Origin of the sequence: Anaerosalibacter bizertensis, from assembly GCF_009696605.1 — a bacterium.
GTDB classification, from domain to species: Bacteria; Bacillota; Clostridia; order Tissierellales; family Sporanaerobacteraceae; genus Anaerosalibacter; species Anaerosalibacter bizertensis.
In genome coordinates, this window is sequence record NZ_VULR01000002.1 from 215,966 (window position 1) to 234,342 (window position 18,377).

Below are 18,377 nucleotides of genomic sequence, written 5' to 3' on the forward strand. Positions count from 1 at the left end.
ATATAATTAATCTAGGAGGAAAATTATGAAAGATATATTAAAAAAACTTCCTAAAATCGAATTACATTGTCATTTAGATGGAAGTGTAAGACCAGAAACTATGTATGAACTGTTATTAGAAGAAGGAGAAGATATGGAAGATATCTCCTTGGAGCAATTTGAGAAGATGGCTAAAGTTGTAGATGAGTGTAATTCATTAGTTGAGTATTTAGAAAGATTTTCTTATCCTTTGAAAGTTATGCAAAGAAAAGAAAATATAGAAAGAATCACATATGAACTTTTAGAAGACTTAAGTAAACAAAATGTAAAATATGTAGAAATAAGATTTGCTCCATTTCTTTTTATGGAAAAAGGACTTAGCTTTGATGAATCTGTAGAAAGTGTATTGAAGGGAATGGAAAGGGCTAAAGAAGATTTTAATATACTATCAAATGCTATACTGGTATGTATGAGACATGAAAGTGTAGAGAAAAGTATAGAACTAGTTGAAAAAGGAGAAAAGTTCCTTGGAAAAGGGGTTGTAGCAGTAGATTTAGCAGGAGCAGAAGAAGGGTTTCCACCAGAAAATCACAAGGAGGCCTTTGACCTTGCCTATAAAAAGGGATATAATATAACGGTCCATGCAGGGGAAACTGGAAGACATGAAAATATAACTAAATCAATAGAACTTTTACATGCTGAGAGAATAGGTCATGGAATAGCAGCTATAAAAAGTCCAGAAGTAATGGAACTTATAAAAAATAAAAATATATTTTTAGAAATGTGCCCTATAAGTAATTTACAGACTAAAGCAGTAGAGTCATTAGATGAATATCCTATAAAAGAATTCTTAGATAATGACATATTAGTAACGGTAAATACTGATAATACAACTGTTTCAAATACTTCATTGGATAAAGAATATGAGCTTTTAATAAATGAGTTAGGATTTTCTATTGAAGATATAATAAAACTTATAAAGAATTCAACAGAAGCTACATTCTTACCTAAAGAAGAAAAGGCTTATTTAAAAAGAATAATAGAAAATGGGTTAGAAAACCTAAAATCTTCCTAAACGAGAGGTGTTTTATATGGAGGCTATAATACCATTAGCAGTAATTTTATTTATATGTGCTATAGTTTTTATTTGTATTGGCATATATGCATTAAAAAAAAAAACACCAATGCATTTTTGGTCTGGAACAATAGTGAAAACTGAAGAAATTTCTGATATAAAAGCATATAATAAGGCTAATGGGATTATGTGGATTATATATGGCTTAATATTCATTATATCGGCTATAATTTCATTGATATTTGATAGCAATATAGGCGGAATAATTTCAGCTATATCAGCTACATTAGGATTGTTTATATTAGTCATTGTTTATAGACGTATATATAATAAATATGAGAATAAAGATTATTAAAATAAAAAGCTACCTTTAATAGTATAGAGTTATTTTATATTGTTGAAGGTGGTCTTTTATTATTTTCCAAGCAATTTTTAATAAAAAGTGATATAATATAAATATTACTTCGAGTATCTAAATAAATTATAATTGGGGGAATTATATGAAAGAGGGTCAAAGAAAAGAGCTTATGCTCAAGGGAAATTTGTATAAGGTAATTATTACGCTATCATTACCTATTATGATTAACAATTTAATTCAAACTCTTTATAATCTAGTAGATGGAATGTGGGTAAGTAAATTAGGTTCAGTCCAGTTTGCAGCCACAGCTTTTGTTTGGCCAGTACTATATTTATTTATATCTATAGGAATAGGACTTTCTGTAGCTGGAACTTCTATTTTGTCACAATTGATAGGAGCTTCAAAAGAAGAAGAAGCTAATAAATATTCTAGCCAACTTATTGCAATATCTGTATTAGCTGCTATTTGTTTTACTATCATTGGATATGTAATAACACCTCTTGTAATTAAGTTAATGGGAGGGAAAGGTGATTTAGCTGAATATAGTAATATATATTTAAGATTAAGTTTTATAGATTTACCTTTTATGTTTTTATTTTTTAATTTTAATTCTATTATGAACGCTCAAGGAAATACTCTTTTACCAACTATAATTAGTGGTATTAGTGCCATAATGAATATAGTATTAGATCCTATTTTCATATTTAATTTTAATAAGGGAATTGCAGGAGCTGCTATTGCAACAATAATTTCAAGGGTTTTCTTAGCTTTAGCTAGTATATACATATTGTTAAAACATTCAAAGACAATTAAACCAAGTTTTAAAAATTTTAAATTTGATAAAAATATAATAAAAAGAATTTTAAATATATCACTACCTGCTTCTTTAGGGCAGTCTGGATCAGCACTGGGTTTTATGGTTCTTAATGGTTTTATAGCTTCTTATGGAACGGCTACTATAGCTGCTTTTGGAATGGTCAATAGAATTACTTCACTTATATCACAGCCGGCTATGGGGATTGGAGCTGCACTAACTTCTATTGTAGGACAAAATATAGGTGCAGATCAGTTAGACAGGGTGAGAGAAGCATTTAAAAAATCACTTATATTAACGATTTCTTTTTCGCTGGTAGGACTTTTATTTATATTATGGAAAGATAATGAAATAATTAATTTTTTTATACGTTCAAAGGATGATAAAGAAGTTATATCCCAAGGAATTAATTATCTTAGATATATTTCTTTTTCTATGCCACTTATGGGGATTTTTAGTGTACTTCAAGGAATATTCCAGGGGTCAGGTCATACTAAGTATTCTATGTCAATGGAGGTAGGCAGACTTTGGTTTGTAAGACTTCCTATGATACTTATATTTAAGCATTTTACAAAGGCAGGTCCTACAGGAATATGGTTTTCCATGAGTTTTAGTAATTTAATAATATGTTTATATGGAATATTTATTTATAAGAAGAAAAATTGGCAAGAAAAAGTTATAAGCGCTTAAAAAGTTACTCCCTTTTAGATAAAGGGAGTTTTGTATTTAAAAAATAGGGTAATATATTATAGATACTGTTTAAATATCTAGAAAGGAGTTGGCAATATGCTAAACTTTAATTATTCTATTCCAACAAAAATATTTTTTGGAGATGGACAGATAGAAGTACTAGGTAATGAAATAAAAAAATATGGTTCAAAAGTTCTCCTTGTTTATGGCAAAGGGAGTATAAAAAAGACTGGTATATATGATGAAGTAGTAAATATACTTAAAAGTAATAATATAGAATATTGGGAATTGGCAGGTGTAGATCCTAATCCTAGAATAACAAGTGTAAGAGAAGGAATAAAAATCTGTAGAGAAGAAGGTATAGATTTTATATTACCTATAGGTGGGGGCAGTTCTATAGATTGTGCAAAAGTTATAGCTGCAGGCTATTATTATGAGGGAGATCCTTGGGATTTTTTAATTAAAAAAGCAAAAGTAGAAAAAGCTCTTCCATTAGGTGCGATACTTACATTATCTGCTACAGGTTCAGAAATGGATGCTGGCGCAGTAATTACTAATATGGAAACAAATCAAAAGTTAAGTGTAGGTCATCCAAGTATGGCTCCTAAATTTTCAATACTAGATCCAACATATACTTTTACAGTTCCAAAGAGTCAAACAGCAGCAGGAGTAGCAGATATTATGAGCCATATATTTGAATCCTACTTTAGTAGGACAAAAGAGGCTTATTTACAAGATAGAATGGCAGAAGCACTTTTGAAAACCTGTATAAAATACGGAAAGATAGCTATAGATGAACCTGAAAACTATGAAGCAAGAAGCAATATAATGTGGGCTTCAAGTCTTGCAATAAACGGACTATTAGGTTATGGTAAAGGGAAAGATTTCAGATGGAGCGTTCATGCCATAGAACATGAACTGAGTGCCTATTATGATATTACACATGGAGTAGGTCTTGCAATACTATATCCTAATTGGATGAGACATGTTTTAGATGACGAAAATGTATATAAATTTGTAGAATATGGTGTTAATATATGGGGTATAGATGAAAATAAAAGTGACTATGTTATAGCTAATGAAGCTATAGATAAGACTAGAGAATATTTTAATTCATTGGGACTTCCATCTACTTTGAAAGAAGTGGGCATTGGAAAAGAAAACTTAGAAAAAATGGCTAAAGCGGCTGTTGATCACAATAAAGGTACAGTAGGTTCTTTTAAACCTCTTACATATGAAGATGTCTTAAATATATATATGGCTTCTTTATAGTATTTCTGTACTATATAAAAAAACTCTGTAATAATAGGATTTCATTGGATATAATAGAACATATATGAAATTAAAGTGAGGAGGAAAATTAAATGCAACTTACTGATTTACCGAAAAAAGGTGAAGAAATAGGAGAAATAGTAACAAACTATGGGACTATAAAAATAAAGTTTTTTCCAAATGTAGCACCAAAGGCAGTAGAAAATTTTAAAACTCATGCAAAGAATGATTATTATAATGGTGTTACTTTCCATAGAGTTATTGAAGATTTTATGATTCAAGGAGGAGATCCAGAGGGAACAGGAGCAGGTGGAGAAAGTATATGGGGTAGTCCTTTTGAAGATGAGTTTGATTTAAACTATAGAAATTTTAAAGGTGCTTTGTCTATGGCCAATAGAGGTCCCAATACAAATGGAAGCCAATTTTTTATAGTACAAAACTCCAAAGTAGACAAAGATATTATAAAACAGATGAAAGAATTAGGAGAAGAGAATGGTTATCCTGATTTTGTAATAGAAAATTATGAAAAAGTTGGAGGTACTTATTGGCTAGATGGTAGACATACAGTATTTGGTCAGGTCTTTGAAGGAATGGATATAGTAGATAAAATTGCAAAGGTAGATACAGATATGAATGACAGACCAATAGAGCCAGTAGTAATGGAGAGAGTAAATATAGTTGAATATTAATATAGATATAAAAGTCTCAGAAAATAATATCTGAGACTTTTTTTATAAAAGTTTAAAATAGAGTTGATAGGGTATTTGAAATAATATACAATATATAGTACAGTTTAAACTTGAAAGGGGAATATAGTGTGGTTAAAGCTAAATCAAAAGTAAAAAAAGTTAAGAATATTAGAAGAAATAATAAAAATACATGTCCAGAATGTGGAAGTATGATGGCTCCATCTGGTGGATGTTTTGTTTGTCCAGCTTGTGGTTATAGTCCTTGTAGTATATAGATATTTTTAAAACCTTCTACTTTTCTAAAAATGGGTAGAAGGTTTTATAATTGCTAAAAGGAGGTTATAAAATGGATATTGTTGATTCAAATGAAGTTATAAAAGAGTTAATAAATGAAAATAAAATAGTATTGCTCTATTTTGGAAGCAATAATTGTGGCGTATGTACTGATATGCAACCAAAGGTGGAAGAAATTCTTAAAAAATATCCTAAAATAAAAAGCCTTAAAGTTGATGTGGAAAAATCTTTAAAGATAGCAGCCAGTTATAATATTTTTACTATTCCTGCTATACTTTTATTCATTGAAGGAAAAGAGACTATAAGAGAAGCTAGACATATTAGCATACAGGATATAGACAACAAAATTTTAAGATATTATAATTTGTTATTTGACAATGAAAATCCTATATGATACGTTTTATATGCAGTAAAATTATGACGAATAAACAATAAAGGAGAATTTAAATTATGGAAGAAAATAAAGTATTGGCAACAGTAAATGGCAAGGAAATTACAGAACAAGAGGTACATACTTTTATAAATGGATTAGGACCACAAGTTGCTATGCAATTTCAATCACCAGATGGTATAAAAAAAGTAGTAGACGAGCTAGTGAACCAAGAAGTTATGTATCTAGATGCTATTGAAAACAAACTTGATGAAGAAGAAACTTTTAAAGCAGAATTAGAGAAAGTTAAAGAATTTGTTTTAAAACAATATTCTATAAATAAACTTTTATCAAATATATCTGCTACAGAAGGAGAAGTATCTAAGTTTTATGAAGACAATAAAGAACAATTTAAAATGCCAGAATCAGCTAGAGCTAGTCATATACTAGTTGAAGAAGAAGAAAAAGCTAAAGAAATAGTTGATGAAATAAATGGCGGTCTATCTTTTGAAGATGCTGCTAGAAAGTATTCTATTTGTCCTTCAAAAGACAATGGTGGAGATTTAGGAGAATTTACTAAAGGCAAGATGGTACCAGAATTTGAAGAAGCAGCTTTCAGTATTGAAGAAGGTAAACTAAGTGAACCTGTAAAGACTCAATTTGGATACCATATAATTAAAGTTCAATATAAAAAAGAATCAAGTACTAGAACTTTAGAAGAAGTTAAAGACCAAATTTCACAACAAATTGTTGCTATGAAACAACAAGAAAAATATTTAAATAAAACTGAAGAACTAAGAAACAAATACGAAGTAAAAATAAACCTTTAATAAAATATGAAAATTCGCCTTATATAATTAAGGCGAATTTTTTCTACTTTTTGTTTTTATCAAGAGTTAAGACAAAGGCAATAAGTAGTATTGAAAAAGCTGATATACCTAGATAGGTTTTTTTATTATTATCAGAAGTTGAAGGCTTTTCTGAACTTTCCTCCTCCTTATATTTTAAAGAAACTGTATTATTCGAAATGTCAATATTGTATTTATCATTTAGTATAGTATCCAAATCTGAAGAGTTAATATATACATTACCTTTATATATAATTGGCTCAGTTTTTAAATTTATATCTTTATTTTTTAAGACTGCTTTCCTATTCCCTATTTTAATATTTAAAGAGTCATTTAAATTTATATTGCCGTCTTTATCATCTTTAATATTTAAGTCTAAAGCCGTTGAAAGCTCTTTTATTGATATATAAGTTTCATCATTGACTTTATATACATTTTTTAAATCTCCTGCTTTATCATTGATGTTCAAACTAAAGTCTATAGGTTTATTTTCAGGAATACCACCAGCAAAATATGATTTAATAGGTCTCCCTGGATAGACTCCTTCTACTATTCCATCACTATTTTTTACTACTACACCATTTACAATAACATATTCCACCCCTTCAGAGGGCATATCTGATTCTTTAACAGTACTTTTATCTATTATTGTATCAGGATTAAATATAGTAATATCTGCATCGGAGCCGACTTCAATCCTACCTTTATTTTTCATGGAAGGTGCAATATCTTCCATTCTTTTTGCAGGTAAATAGGATGTCTTTTTTATAGCATCCATCATAGATAGGACCTGTTTTTCCCGTACGTATCTACCAAATAATCTACTATAAGTACCAGAACCTCTTGGGTGGTTATTTCCAGAAGGTTCTATGATAGTGTCACTACCTATCATTATTTCTGGGTCTTTTAAAGACATAATAAGTTCATCTTCAGGTAAAGAGCCATGAGCAGCTACTAACAAATGCTGACTTCTATATTTATCAAAGGTATCTTCAGTTATTCTTATATCTGTTCCACCAATTTGCAAATTTTCGTAACTGATTTTAAATCTATCTTGCCATCCAGGTCTAAAACGGGCTGAATCAATATAAGTAGCCCAAAAATCATAAGGATAGACACAGGTTGTAATATCTAATCCTTCATTCTTAGCATCATTAACCATTTCCAGTGCTTTATCCATATGAAAAGTACCACCAGTACTATTAATATGCATAATATGTATAGGAGCTCCAGTCTTTTTTCCATAGTTCACCACTTCTTCTATTCCCTTTAGTCCATTTTTTTCATCAGAATATCTTAGGTGGAAAAAGGTAGGAGCATTTAGTTCCTTGGCTAAATTGAGTAGTGGAATTATTTCATTTTTAACTCCTGGTACATATTCCAAGCTAAAGGATATGCCAAGGGCACCAGCTTCAATATTTTTTCTAACATCTTCTACTATTTTATTAATATCTTCCTCATTTTCAATGGTAGCGTCTACATTTTGTCCTATAATAGGCCAGCGATGTCTAGTAACAAATGACGAGGCACCAAAATTAGTAATTACTTTATTTTTAGACCAGATTCTATACCAATTTTCAGCATCATCAGTGCCACCATGCATAGCTAAGTTGCTAGTTACTCCATCTAGCACCTTTAATCTAATTCCTACATGATTAGGATCATAGGATATAAGATCTATGAATCCAGGAGATACAACAAGACCACTGGCATCTATTTCTTCTTTTCCAGAAATATTTTCCATAGTTATTCTTGCTATTTTATCACCTATAATACCTAAATTATATCCTTTCAATTCATGCTCTGTAGAAGGGTTATATATAGTACCACCTTTAATTACAATATCATATGTATTTTCACCTTCAGCATATAAATTTAATGGAAATAAGTTAAATATTAAAATTCCTACTAATATAAATGCTATTACATGTCCCCTCTGTTGTTTATTCCTCATAGCTTTCACCCCTTTTTCTAGCGTAAAAATTCTTCACACCTTTTATTTTACTAGAGATTCTTAAAAATGTCTAAGATTACAAGTTGGATTTCCTATTTGAATAAGTATTTCTTGTATTATTGTTTTGTTTCAATTAAAATATACACAACAATATTAAATAAAGGGAAAGGGGTTGGTCAATATAAAATTAAAAAACTTTTTAAAAGATAGTGTAAAATCTATATATGAAAGCACTAAAAGATTTCCTATAACTATAGGAGTATGCATACTTCTTGTTATAATGCTTATTATAACAAATGAAAATCAATCTAATTTAAGTAAAGAAGCTTTTGAAATTATTCAAAGAATCAATATGATAATATCTCTTGGAATACCATTATCCTTGTGTTTTAAATTGATATTTGAAAAGAAGGACATGAAAAAATTAAATGAAGTATTTATTTATATTCTAGGAATAGGAGCTTTAGTATTATATTATTTTTATTTATTAAATGATTTTAAGGACACAAGCATAATAAGATATATAGGACTAAGCATTTTCTTATACCTTGGATTTCTCTATATACCATGGTTGGGAAATAAAAAGCACTATGAAAACTATATTATAAAGGTATTGGGAAACTTTTTTCTTACAGTTATTTATGCTGTAGTAATCTATTTTGGATTTTCAGCTATAATTTTTACTATAGACAAGCTTTTTTCAATAAACATAGAATGGAAAATATATTATTATATGGCCCTTATTGTATTCATAGTTCTTATGCCATCTATGTTTTTAGCTAAGATACCTTATAATAATCATGACTTTTCAAAAGTTGATTATCCTAAAGCTCTCAAAGTACTGTTACTATATATAGTAATCCCTCTTATTACAATATATACAACCATACTTTATGCTTATTTTATAAAGATAATTGTAACTAGAAACTGGCCAGAGGGTTTGGTGTCCCACTTGGTTTTATGGTATTCAGTCATAACAGTTGGTGTAGTATTCTTTATTCATCCATTAGTAGATAAGAATAAGTTGGCTAAAGTTTTTACATTTTGGATTCCAAAGATTATTATTCCAATAATTTTCATGATGTTTGTCTCTATAGGAATTCGAATAAGAGAATATGGTATAACAGAAAATAGATATTTTGTACTTGTTCTAGGAATATGGGTTCTAGGTATTATGATATATTTTTCAGCAGCAAGAAAAATGAAAAATATAATAATTCCTATATCTCTTTCAATAATAGTTTTAAACGCAGTATTCGGACCATTGAGCAGTTTTTCCATATCTAAATATAGCCAGAATAAAAGGTTTGAAGAAATATTAGTTAAGAATAATATGCTCTACAATGGGAAGATAGTTAAGCCTAAAGCCAAGTTACCAGAAAAAGACAAAATAGAGATGAGCATGATTTTATCATATTTTAAGGATAAACATAGTTTAAATAATGTAAAATATCTTCCTAATAATTTTGAAACAGATGATATGACAGAGGTTTTTGGTTTTCCTTATACTTTCGCTGAAAATGGCTATGGGAAAAAATATCATTACTTTGCTAGCGATAAATTAGAAAAGACTATTGAAATAAAAGACTATGATTATTTAGTTAGTATAAATGACTTAATTAATAGTAGAGTAGAAATTAAAATATCAGAAAAAATCAATTGTACAGTATATAACCATGTGTTAAAAATAAAAGATGGCGAAGATATAATCTATGAAAAAAATATAGAAGAATTTATAAAAATTATATTTAATAAGTATAACAATGAATTAGATAATAGTGAGATAAACATTGAAGACATGACATTTGAAGATGAAAATGAAAAAGTAAAGATTAAATTTATATTTAATAATATTTCTTTGGAAAGTAGTGGTGAGGGGCTTATTGAAAATATAAATGATATAGGACTAGATATTGTCCTTAAAATCAAGTAATAATGAGTCAAGGATTTTTCCTTGACTCATTATTATTAAGCAAATGTATTCTATATTTGAATTTGAATATTTTATTTGTTCAAATTTTTTTATTATTCTCTAAAATTATAAACTAATTTAAGTATATTTTCAAACTATTATATTAATTTATTTTTTAGTTTTAAAATATAGAATAGGAAAATGTTATTGACATATGCCCATAATCATATATAATGTAATTATAATGAACATAAACCCAAAATTAAAAAAGGAGGCTATTAAAATGGCTGGAAGAAATGGAACTGGACCATTAGGCATGGGACCAAGGACAGGAAGAGGATTAGGGAGATGTGGAACAGAAAAATTTGACGATAGACGACCAAGAAGACTAGGATATGGATTAGGTTGCAATAGAAGATTAGATGGCAGTGAAAAATCTTTTCTTGAAGATGAAAAAGTAATACTTGAGGAAAGACTTGAGTATATAAATAAAGCCCTAGATACATTAGAAAACGAAGAAGAGTAGTATATTGGGGAAAATAGAATTCTATTTTCCTCAGATACATAAGAAATAGTTATATTTTCTATTATTTTAAAAGGTGTTGATGCTATGAAAGAATTTAATGCACATGAGAAAGAAAGCTATTTATTGATTAAAAAATTAATAGAAGATAATGGATATAAAATGACTTATCAAAGAAGAGAAATATTATCTCAATTTATTATAAATAAAAATAATCATTTAAGTGCAGAAAAAGTTTATGACATGCTAAAAGATAATGGAATTGGAATCTCAACAGTATATAGGAATATAAATATATTTGTAGATTTAGACATATTAAAAGAATTTAGAGTCGATAATAAAAGCTATTATGAGCTAAAAATGTATGCAAGAAAACCTCTTCATATACATCTCCAATGTGAAAAATGTGGGAAGATTAAAGACATTGTTGATAAAGAAATAATTTTAAATTATTTAAAGATAAATAATTTAATTGAAAAAAATTATAATATTGAAATAGATGATGTTGATATTATGTTTCATGGTTTATGCAATAATTGTACAAAAAAATATATTTAACTGAAAGTAGGTGATAAAATGCCTAGGCCTAGAAAAAGAAGAAGAGTATGTAGTCTGCCTAATTTTAAAGTATTTGGACCTTTGAATGGTACAATTAATCAAGATGATTTTATATTATTAACAGTAGATGAATATGAAGTTATTCGTCTTATAGATTTGGAAGGCCTTGAACAAGAACAGTGTGCAGAAAGGATGGATGTAGCACGTTCCACAGTTCAAAGAATGTATTCAAATGCCAAGAAAAAAATTGCAGATAGTTTGATTAATGGAAAAATATTAAAAATTGAAGGTGGAGACTATGTACTATGTGATGCCAATCATAAAAAATGTTCTCCATGTTTTGGAGGAAGGCACAGACATAGAAGAAATGGATCTCAGCACATTGACTAATACTATGAATGGATATAATAAAACATTTTATTATATCCATTTTATGTATTAATGGTTATAAAGTATAGATATATTCACATTGACAATAAAAAACTGTGTTTATATAATATAGGTATAAAAGATACAGTTAAAAGTAAACCGATACAAAATACATTTTAAGTAGATACTTTATTTCTAGAGGTGATGATTTTGGAAAATTTTAAATATATTTTTGGACCTGTTCCTTCAAGGAGAATGGGACTTTCCATAGGTATAAGTCCTATAGCTAAAGGTCATTGCAATTATTCTTGTACATATTGTCAATTAGGAAGAACAAGAAACATGGGAAATGAAAGGGAAGAGTATTTTAATTGTAATGAAATAATTGAAGAGTTTAAGTTATATTTAAAAGATGATATTGATTTTGATGTAGTTACAATAGTAGGGGAAGGTGAGCCTACCCTATATTCTAAATTAGGTATTTTAATTAAAGAATTAAAACTTCTTACAGACAAGCCTATAGCAGTCATAACAAATGGGGGACTAATGTCAGATAGTTCAGTAAGAAAAGAATTGAAAAATGCAGATATAGTACTTCCTTCACTAGATGGCTGTGATGAGAAAATGTTTAAAAAAATAAATAGACCCCATGGAAGTATAAAGTTTGATGAAATAGTTGAAGGATTAAGAATTTTTTCTAAAGAGTATGATGGCCAATTATGGATTGAAACAATGATTATAAAAGACCTTAATGATAATAGAGAATTTTTCTTAGATTTTAAAAAATTACTTGATACAATAAGCTACCATAGGTTGTATATTAACTCTCCAGTAAGACCACCAGCTGAAAAGTCTGTAGAACAGCCATCAAAGGAATCTATTAAAGAAGCTGTATCAATACTAGGAGGTATATCTATAGATGAATTATCCTCTGAAGGATTTTATAGTGAAGTTGAAGATAATTATGAAGCAGTTCTAAGTATTATAAAAAGACATCCTATGAATCAATTTGAAATAAAATCTTTTCTAGATAAAAGAGGAGAAGAAGATATAGAAGGATTTTTAAATAGACTATCCAATGATTCAAAAATAGAAGTAGTAAATTATAAAGATTACTATACATATAGATTGAAATGAAAGGAGAAACAATCATGAAAAATCCTGTAAAAAAAATTGCAGCTATTCACGATCTATCTGGATATGGTAGAGCTTCACTTACAGCAATTATACCAATACTTTCATCTATGGGTATTCAAGTATGTCCTTTTCCTACAGCAGTACTGTCAAGTCATACTGGGGGATTTAAAGATTTTTCCTTTGTAGATTTAACAGATTCAATGGAAGATTATATGAATCATTGGAAAAAGGTAGATATAAAATTTGACTGTATATATAGTGGATTTTTAGGCTCTGCAAGACAAGCCGATATAATATTAGATTTTATAGAAGTTTTTAAGACTGATTCAAATATGGTAGTTGTAGATCCTGTTATGGGAGACAATGGTAAATTTTATACTACTATAGATGAAAATATGGTTCATAAGATGAGGGATTTAATAAGAAAAGCAGATATAATCACGCCCAATCTTACAGAAGCTGCATATTTGCTTGGAAAAGAATATACTAAAAATATTGAAGAAGATCAGATTAAAAAAATGTTAGTAGATTTATCTAATATGGGACCTGAAATAGTTGTAATAACATCTGTTCCAGATCCTCATATAACAGATAATATAGATGTCTTTGCATATGATAAAGAAAATAATAAATTTTGGAAAATAGGAGGTAAATATATTCCATCAGATTTTCCTGGAACTGGAGATACATTTACTAGTGTTTTAATAGGTAGTTTGCTAAATGGGGACAGTTTGCCTATAGCATTAGATAGAAGTGTAAAATTTATTGCATTGGGAATCAGAGAAAGCTTTGGTTTCACATATCCAGCAAGGGAAGGAATCTTATTAGAAAAAGTCCTCGATAAATTAAAGATGCCAATGATAAACAGCAACTATGAATTGCTTGAATAAAATTAAATATAAATAAAAAACAAGGTCAGATTTTTTGAACTGACCCTTGTCAAGTAGACAGGTAATTTAATTAAAATATTATACACATTTGGATGCATGGTTTCTATATTCTAAAGGAGCCATGCATCCTAGTCTTTTTTGAAATCTTTCTTCATTGTAAAATTTAATATATTCAGCTATTTTACCTTTTAATTCTTCAAGTGATTTAAACTTCTTACCGTAAAACATTTCAGTCTTTAATATACCAAAAAATCCTTCCATAGGACCATTATCTATGCATTTACCAACTCTGGACATACTTTGGGTCATTCCAGCTTTTTCAATCTTACTTTTAAAAATATTGCTCGTATACTGAAACCCTCTATCACTATGAAATATTGGCTTTGCATCAGGATATTTTTGTATTGCTTTATCAAACATGCTAAATACAAGATTATTATTGTTCCTAAAGGAAAGTTTATATTCAATAATGCTATTATCATAAAGATCCATAATTGGGCTTAAATAAAGCTTTCTATTATCTCCAGGAATTGAAAATTCAGTTACATCTGTTAGCCATTTCTCATTAGGAGCCTTAGCTGTGAAATCTCTTGCTAATATATTTTCCTTTGTATACTCCGGCTTTACTCTAATGCGATTAACTTTCTTTATTCTAATTCTAGCTGTAATACCTAAAACATTCATAAGCCTATGTATATATCCTTCTGAAAATGATTTATGATTTAGTTTATTAATGAACATGGTCATCCTTCTATACCCTAAAATTCCGTCAAATGTTGAATGATATTCATTAATTAATGAGCATATCAATTCATCTTGCTTTTCTTTTTCAGGTTTGACTCTATTTTTATATTTATAGTATCCACTTCTTGAAATATTTAGAACCTCACATAGTTTGGTTACTGGATAACCTTTATCTTTAAAAAAATCTACTGTTTTGTATTCTGCTTCCTGTCTTACTTTGGAGAGCAAAGCTTTCTTTCGAATTCCTCTTTTTTTTTAAGAACTTCAATTTCAAATTCTCTTCTTTTTCTTAATGCTTTTTCTTTTTCAAGTTCAAGCTTTAGTTTTTCAACTTCAGTTAAATTACTTTCATCAATTTCTGACTTTGGCTTTGGTCCACGCTTTTGATATTTTAAAGCTTCTGGTCCTTTGTTTATATATGCCCTTGTCCATTTATATACAAGTGCATAAGTAATTGCATACTTATCAGCCGCATCTTTATAGCTCATATCATTTTCAATAACCCATTTTACTATTTTTAATCTCTCTTCAAATGTAGTTTTTCTAGATTTCATGGTATAGACATCTCCTTTAGGATCATAAGCATTTATTTCTATACCATTATACCATTTGTTAATCCAATTATTAATTACTCCCGCGGAAATGTTATATTTAGCAGATAAGTCTGGTAGTGAATAATTACCTAAAGTATATTCTTCTATTACTGATAACTTAAACTCTTTGCTATATGAACGGTTTTTATTTGATGTTTCAAATGCACTTGGTCCATGTTCTTTATATGTTATATACCATCGACGTACAACTTCCTTTGTAGTCCCAATCGCATCAGCAATTCCACCAAAACTATCATAGCCTTTCTCATAATCTTCACAAGCTTTAATTTTTATTTTTTTACTATACTTTGGCTTTCTTCCCATAAAAAAATACCTCCAAGTAGATAATCTAATTTTAATTAATTAGACTGTCTACTTTGGAAGTATCATATCATTTTTTCTGGCCTTATTTTTTATTAACATATTATGGGGTAAAAGATTGATATAAATATACCAATATGGTATACTAATACTAAATTTGTATAAATAAAATATATAAATGGAAGGGGATGTTATAAAATGGAAAAGCTAATGAGAGCACCATCAAGATATGTTCAAGACAAGGATGTTATATTGAAAATGAAAGAACATACTACTATGTTTGGAGATTCTTTCTACATTATTGCAAGTAAAACAGCTATGAAAGTCACTAGACCTAAAATAGAGAAAAGTTTTGAGGGAACTGATGTAAAACTTGTTTTTGAAACTTTTAATGGAGAAAGTTCTATGAATGAAATAAATAGAATTAGAGATCTAGTTAAAGAAAATGGTAGTAATGTTATAGTTGGTGTAGGTGGAGGGAAAACTATAGATACTGCAAAAGCAGTTGCCCATTTCGAAAAAATACCAATTGTTGTAATACCTACAGTAGCGGCAACCGATGCTCCATGTACAGCCCTTTCAGTTGTATATACAGATGAAGGAAAATTTAGTGAGTATTTATTTTATCCAACCAATCCAGAAGTAGTAATAGTAGATACAAAAGTCATAGCAAACGCTCCTTCAAGATTCTTAGTAGATGGAATGGGAGATGCTCTTGGTACATTTTTTGAGGCTAGAGCATGTTTAAGATCTAATTCTCCAAATTTAGTTTTTGGGGGAATAACACAGGCAGGATTCGCACTTGCAAAGCTATGCTATGAGACACTATTAGAATTTGGATATGAAGCTTTACTCGCAGTGGAGAAGAAGACAGTAACTCCAGCAGTGGAAAAAGTAGTAGAAGCAACAACTTATTTAAGCGGAGTAGGAGCAGAGAATGGAGGCGTTGCTGCAGCCCATTCAATATATAATGGTTTTACAGTTCTTGAAGAATGTGAAAATACATCTCACGGCAGGTTAGTTGCATTTGGAACACTAGTACAACTTATATTAGAAGGTAGTCCAACAGAAGAAATTGAAGATGTTATTGATTTTTGTTTAAGCATAGGATTGCCTATAACATTAGAAGAAATAGGAATAAAAGAAATAGATGAGCAAAAAATAATGAAGGCAGCAAAAGCAGCTTGTGATGAAGGGGAATCAATACATTATATACTTGGTGGAGTAACACCTGATCAGTTATTTGATGCTATTATAGCTGCAGATAATTTAGGTAAACATTATAAAGAATTAATTTAGTATATTACAGAAATTTCAAAATATAGAAAGGATCTTTTATAATGGAAGGTCCTTTCTATATTTTTGCATATTCTAATTTTTATTTTAAACCCTTTTAGTTTTCCAAGTGCCTTTTTTATAAGCTATATATACTATTATCATTTCAATAGCATCTGCTATAATAAAACTTCCCCAAACATACAAGACTGATAGATTTAAAACTCTAGTAACAAGGAACAGTAGTGGTATCTGAACTCCCCATCTAGAAATTAAACTAGATAGAAGGAATGGAATATTGTGTCCAGAACCTGGGAAAACAGAGCCTAGTCCCATAGCTGCCCCACCAAGGGCCAAGGCTGGGATCATAATTTGAATCATAGATTTGCCAACTTCTATTACATTTGGATCATCAATAAAGATTTTCATAACTTGTTGGGGGAACAATATGGCAACAATAGATATAATACTCATTATTATAAAATTAAGTAATGCAGCAAATCTTGCAGTATCCCTTGCTCTTTCTATATTTTCAGCACCTAAACACTGACCAATTATAGCACTGCTACCCATGACTATTCCAAATATAGGCATAAAGGCAAAATTAAAAAGCCTTCCACCTATTCCCATAGCAGCAACGGCATTTGTCCCATACAATGAAACAAATTTTAAGGTAAATACACTTGCTAAATTTCTTGAAAGAACCTCTATACCTGATGGAAGACCTATAGTTAAAAGTTTTTTGTCTATTTTCCAATCTAAAGTAAAAAGGCCTTTAAGGGTTATCTTCACCTTATCTGTTCCCCTAATCAATATAATAAAACCAATTGAAAAAGCTATTGTAGTTGAAATAACTGTAGCTAGAGCCGCACCAAGAGCTCCTAAATTTAGACCAGGAATATTGGTTCCAGGAAAATAGCTAAACATGAATAATGGATCTAAAAATATATTAATAATTGCGGCTATTATCATTATGTACATTGGTCTTTTAGCATCGCCTAAACAGCGTAAGCAGGTATTGACTGAATAAGAAGAAAACATAATAGGTAGAAAAAATATTCTTATGTACCCATAGTCTAAGGCAGACTTTAATACTTCGGGTTCATTAGTAAAAAAGCCCAACAAAGGTTTTAATGTAAATATCATTATAATTGCGGCTATTATAGCAACTAAGGCTTTAAAAGTAAGGGTTTGTTCAACTACCTTTACAGTTCTTTCATTATCTCCACTACCATAACTTTGAGAAATCAGTGAAATGGAACTAGAACCTATTATTTCATTTAAAACTGATACTATCCAAAAGACAGTGGAAAAAATTGTAACACCAGCTACAGCTGAAGAAGATATACGTCCTATCCATATCATATCTACAATATCGTATACTGCTTGGAGCACAAATCCAAACATAGTAGGGACAGAGACTTTTAAAAGATTTTTCCGTAAATCACCTGTAAGTAATTCATCACTGGTTTGGGCCATTTACTCACCACCTAAAATTATTTAGACACTCTAAGTATCCTATATAATATATAGTATATTTATTTTTAATTTATTGTCAATAATAGGTTTTTAAAAAAATATATACTGTCAAGCACTTTTAAAAATGTCCCATAAATATTAAATTATTAGCACCAATTTTCGTAAGGATTGGTGCTATATTTTTCGATTTAACTTAGTCAATTAAAATCTTGATTGCAGGAACCCATATGTAC

At 29.2% G+C, this 18,377-nt stretch carries 19 protein-coding genes; 15 read left to right on the top strand and 4 right to left on the bottom strand.

Going from position 1 to position 18,377, the window contains the following annotated elements:
* Nucleotides 1-25 precede the first annotated feature (25 nt).
* From add to FYJ27_RS02765, 8 genes are all read left to right on the top strand, one after another.
* The gene (gene add, locus FYJ27_RS02730; RefSeq protein ID WP_154482752.1) at nucleotides 26-1,054 is read left to right on the top strand and encodes an adenosine deaminase; all 1,029 of its coding nucleotides are present in this window, start codon (nucleotides 26-28) and stop codon (nucleotides 1,052-1,054) included.
* A gap of 16 nt (nucleotides 1,055-1,070) precedes the next feature.
* Complete coding sequence (locus FYJ27_RS02735) at nucleotides 1,071-1,409, top strand: hypothetical protein (protein ID WP_154482755.1); 339 nt, start codon at nucleotides 1,071-1,073, stop codon at nucleotides 1,407-1,409.
* Between the two features lie 145 nt (nucleotides 1,410-1,554).
* Entirely contained in the window at nucleotides 1,555-2,916 is a 1,362-nt protein-coding gene (locus FYJ27_RS02740) for an MATE family efflux transporter (protein WP_154482758.1), read from the top strand.
* Between the two features lie 96 nt (nucleotides 2,917-3,012).
* Entirely contained in the window at nucleotides 3,013-4,188 is a 1,176-nt protein-coding gene (locus FYJ27_RS02745; protein WP_154482761.1) for an iron-containing alcohol dehydrogenase, read from the top strand.
* 92 nt (nucleotides 4,189-4,280) lie between these two features.
* Nucleotides 4,281-4,877 carry a peptidylprolyl isomerase gene (locus tag FYJ27_RS02750; protein WP_154482764.1) on the top strand — a complete coding sequence of 199 codons (597 nt, stop codon included), beginning with the start codon at nucleotides 4,281-4,283 and terminating at the stop codon, nucleotides 4,875-4,877.
* Nucleotides 4,878-5,005: 128 nt separating this feature from the next.
* Nucleotides 5,006-5,152, top strand: coding sequence for a hypothetical protein (locus FYJ27_RS02755; RefSeq protein WP_154482767.1), 147 nt, complete (start codon nucleotides 5,006-5,008; stop codon nucleotides 5,150-5,152).
* A gap of 71 nt (nucleotides 5,153-5,223) precedes the next feature.
* Nucleotides 5,224-5,565, top strand: coding sequence for a thioredoxin family protein (locus tag FYJ27_RS02760; RefSeq protein WP_154482770.1), 342 nt, complete (start codon nucleotides 5,224-5,226; stop codon nucleotides 5,563-5,565).
* Between the two features lie 56 nt (nucleotides 5,566-5,621).
* The gene (locus FYJ27_RS02765) at nucleotides 5,622-6,371 is read left to right on the top strand and encodes a peptidylprolyl isomerase (RefSeq protein WP_154482773.1); all 750 of its coding nucleotides are present in this window, start codon (nucleotides 5,622-5,624) and stop codon (nucleotides 6,369-6,371) included.
* Between the two features lie 43 nt (nucleotides 6,372-6,414).
* Here FYJ27_RS02765 and FYJ27_RS02770 read toward each other — a convergent pair whose 3' ends face one another.
* Nucleotides 6,415-8,343, bottom strand: coding sequence for an amidohydrolase family protein (locus FYJ27_RS02770; protein WP_154482776.1), 1,929 nt, complete (start codon nucleotides 8,341-8,343; stop codon nucleotides 6,415-6,417).
* 172 nt (nucleotides 8,344-8,515) lie between these two features.
* Here FYJ27_RS02770 and FYJ27_RS02775 point away from each other — a divergent pair, with 172 nt between their 5' ends.
* The 6 genes from FYJ27_RS02775 to FYJ27_RS02800 all read left to right on the top strand — a co-directional run bounded on the left by FYJ27_RS02775 (nucleotide 8,516) and on the right by FYJ27_RS02800 (nucleotide 13,732).
* Complete coding sequence (locus FYJ27_RS02775; protein ID WP_154482779.1) at nucleotides 8,516-10,276, top strand: DUF4153 domain-containing protein; 1,761 nt, start codon at nucleotides 8,516-8,518, stop codon at nucleotides 10,274-10,276.
* Between the two features lie 262 nt (nucleotides 10,277-10,538).
* Complete coding sequence (locus FYJ27_RS02780; RefSeq protein ID WP_154482782.1) at nucleotides 10,539-10,781, top strand: DUF5320 domain-containing protein; 243 nt, start codon at nucleotides 10,539-10,541, stop codon at nucleotides 10,779-10,781.
* A gap of 84 nt (nucleotides 10,782-10,865) precedes the next feature.
* Nucleotides 10,866-11,336: a Fur family transcriptional regulator gene (locus tag FYJ27_RS02785; protein ID WP_154482785.1), complete on the top strand. Its 471-nt coding sequence runs from the start codon at nucleotides 10,866-10,868 to the stop codon at nucleotides 11,334-11,336.
* Between the two features lie 18 nt (nucleotides 11,337-11,354).
* On the top strand, nucleotides 11,355-11,726 hold the full coding sequence (locus FYJ27_RS02790) for a DUF134 domain-containing protein (RefSeq protein WP_154482788.1): 372 nt from the start codon (nucleotides 11,355-11,357) through the stop codon (nucleotides 11,724-11,726).
* A gap of 183 nt (nucleotides 11,727-11,909) precedes the next feature.
* Nucleotides 11,910-12,842 (top strand): radical SAM protein, encoded by a 933-nt coding sequence (locus tag FYJ27_RS02795; RefSeq protein WP_268234864.1) that lies wholly within the window; start codon nucleotides 11,910-11,912, stop codon nucleotides 12,840-12,842.
* 14 nt (nucleotides 12,843-12,856) lie between these two features.
* A complete protein-coding gene (locus FYJ27_RS02800) occupies nucleotides 12,857-13,732 on the top strand; it encodes a pyridoxamine kinase (RefSeq protein WP_154482794.1) in 876 nt (291 codons plus the stop codon).
* Nucleotides 13,733-13,810: 78 nt separating this feature from the next.
* On the opposite strand, the gene FYJ27_RS02805 is transcribed toward FYJ27_RS02800, so the two are convergent.
* The gene (locus FYJ27_RS02805; protein WP_154482797.1) at nucleotides 13,811-14,704 is read right to left on the bottom strand and encodes an IS3 family transposase; all 894 of its coding nucleotides are present in this window, start codon (nucleotides 14,702-14,704) and stop codon (nucleotides 13,811-13,813) included.
* A complete protein-coding gene (locus FYJ27_RS02810; RefSeq protein WP_154482800.1) occupies nucleotides 14,689-15,393 on the bottom strand; it encodes a helix-turn-helix domain-containing protein in 705 nt (234 codons plus the stop codon). The genes FYJ27_RS02805 and FYJ27_RS02810 overlap by 16 nt, the downstream gene beginning before the upstream one ends.
* A gap of 195 nt (nucleotides 15,394-15,588) precedes the next feature.
* On the opposite strand from FYJ27_RS02810, the gene FYJ27_RS02815 reads away from it, so the two are divergent.
* Nucleotides 15,589-16,689, top strand: a complete 1,101-nt coding sequence (locus FYJ27_RS02815; protein ID WP_154482803.1) for a glycerol dehydrogenase — start codon at nucleotides 15,589-15,591, stop codon at nucleotides 16,687-16,689.
* A gap of 84 nt (nucleotides 16,690-16,773) precedes the next feature.
* Here the strand turns inward: FYJ27_RS02815 and FYJ27_RS02820 are convergent, their stop codons facing one another.
* Nucleotides 16,774-18,144 (bottom strand): MATE family efflux transporter, encoded by a 1,371-nt coding sequence (locus tag FYJ27_RS02820; RefSeq protein ID WP_154482806.1) that lies wholly within the window; start codon nucleotides 18,142-18,144, stop codon nucleotides 16,774-16,776.
* Nucleotides 18,145-18,377 lie beyond the last annotated feature (233 nt).

What these genes read in the sequence shown, in the direction of transcription:
- add (WP_154482752.1), top strand. Translation starts at nt 26, where the DNA reads ATGAAAGATATATTAAAAAAACTTCCTAAAATCGAATTACATTGTCAT.
- FYJ27_RS02735 (WP_154482755.1), top strand. Translation starts at nt 1,071, where the DNA reads ATGGAGGCTATAATACCATTAGCAGTAATTTTATTTATATGTGCTATA.
- FYJ27_RS02740 (WP_154482758.1), top strand. Translation starts at nt 1,555, where the DNA reads ATGAAAGAGGGTCAAAGAAAAGAGCTTATGCTCAAGGGAAATTTGTAT.
- FYJ27_RS02745 (WP_154482761.1), top strand. Translation starts at nt 3,013, where the DNA reads ATGCTAAACTTTAATTATTCTATTCCAACAAAAATATTTTTTGGAGAT.
- FYJ27_RS02750 (WP_154482764.1), top strand. Translation starts at nt 4,281, where the DNA reads ATGCAACTTACTGATTTACCGAAAAAAGGTGAAGAAATAGGAGAAATA.
- FYJ27_RS02760 (WP_154482770.1), top strand. Translation starts at nt 5,224, where the DNA reads ATGGATATTGTTGATTCAAATGAAGTTATAAAAGAGTTAATAAATGAA.
- FYJ27_RS02765 (WP_154482773.1), top strand. Translation starts at nt 5,622, where the DNA reads ATGGAAGAAAATAAAGTATTGGCAACAGTAAATGGCAAGGAAATTACA.
- FYJ27_RS02770 (WP_154482776.1), bottom strand. Translation starts at nt 8,343, where the DNA reads ATGAGGAATAAACAACAGAGGGGACATGTAATAGCATTTATATTAGTA.
- FYJ27_RS02780 (WP_154482782.1), top strand. Translation starts at nt 10,539, where the DNA reads ATGGCTGGAAGAAATGGAACTGGACCATTAGGCATGGGACCAAGGACA.
- FYJ27_RS02785 (WP_154482785.1), top strand. Translation starts at nt 10,866, where the DNA reads ATGAAAGAATTTAATGCACATGAGAAAGAAAGCTATTTATTGATTAAA.
- FYJ27_RS02790 (WP_154482788.1), top strand. Translation starts at nt 11,355, where the DNA reads ATGCCTAGGCCTAGAAAAAGAAGAAGAGTATGTAGTCTGCCTAATTTT.
- FYJ27_RS02795 (WP_268234864.1), top strand. Translation starts at nt 11,910, where the DNA reads ATGATTTTGGAAAATTTTAAATATATTTTTGGACCTGTTCCTTCAAGG.
- FYJ27_RS02800 (WP_154482794.1), top strand. Translation starts at nt 12,857, where the DNA reads ATGAAAAATCCTGTAAAAAAAATTGCAGCTATTCACGATCTATCTGGA.
- FYJ27_RS02810 (WP_154482800.1), bottom strand. Translation starts at nt 15,393, where the DNA reads ATGGGAAGAAAGCCAAAGTATAGTAAAAAAATAAAAATTAAAGCTTGT.
- FYJ27_RS02815 (WP_154482803.1), top strand. Translation starts at nt 15,589, where the DNA reads ATGGAAAAGCTAATGAGAGCACCATCAAGATATGTTCAAGACAAGGAT.
- FYJ27_RS02820 (WP_154482806.1), bottom strand. Translation starts at nt 18,144, where the DNA reads ATGGCCCAAACCAGTGATGAATTACTTACAGGTGATTTACGGAAAAAT.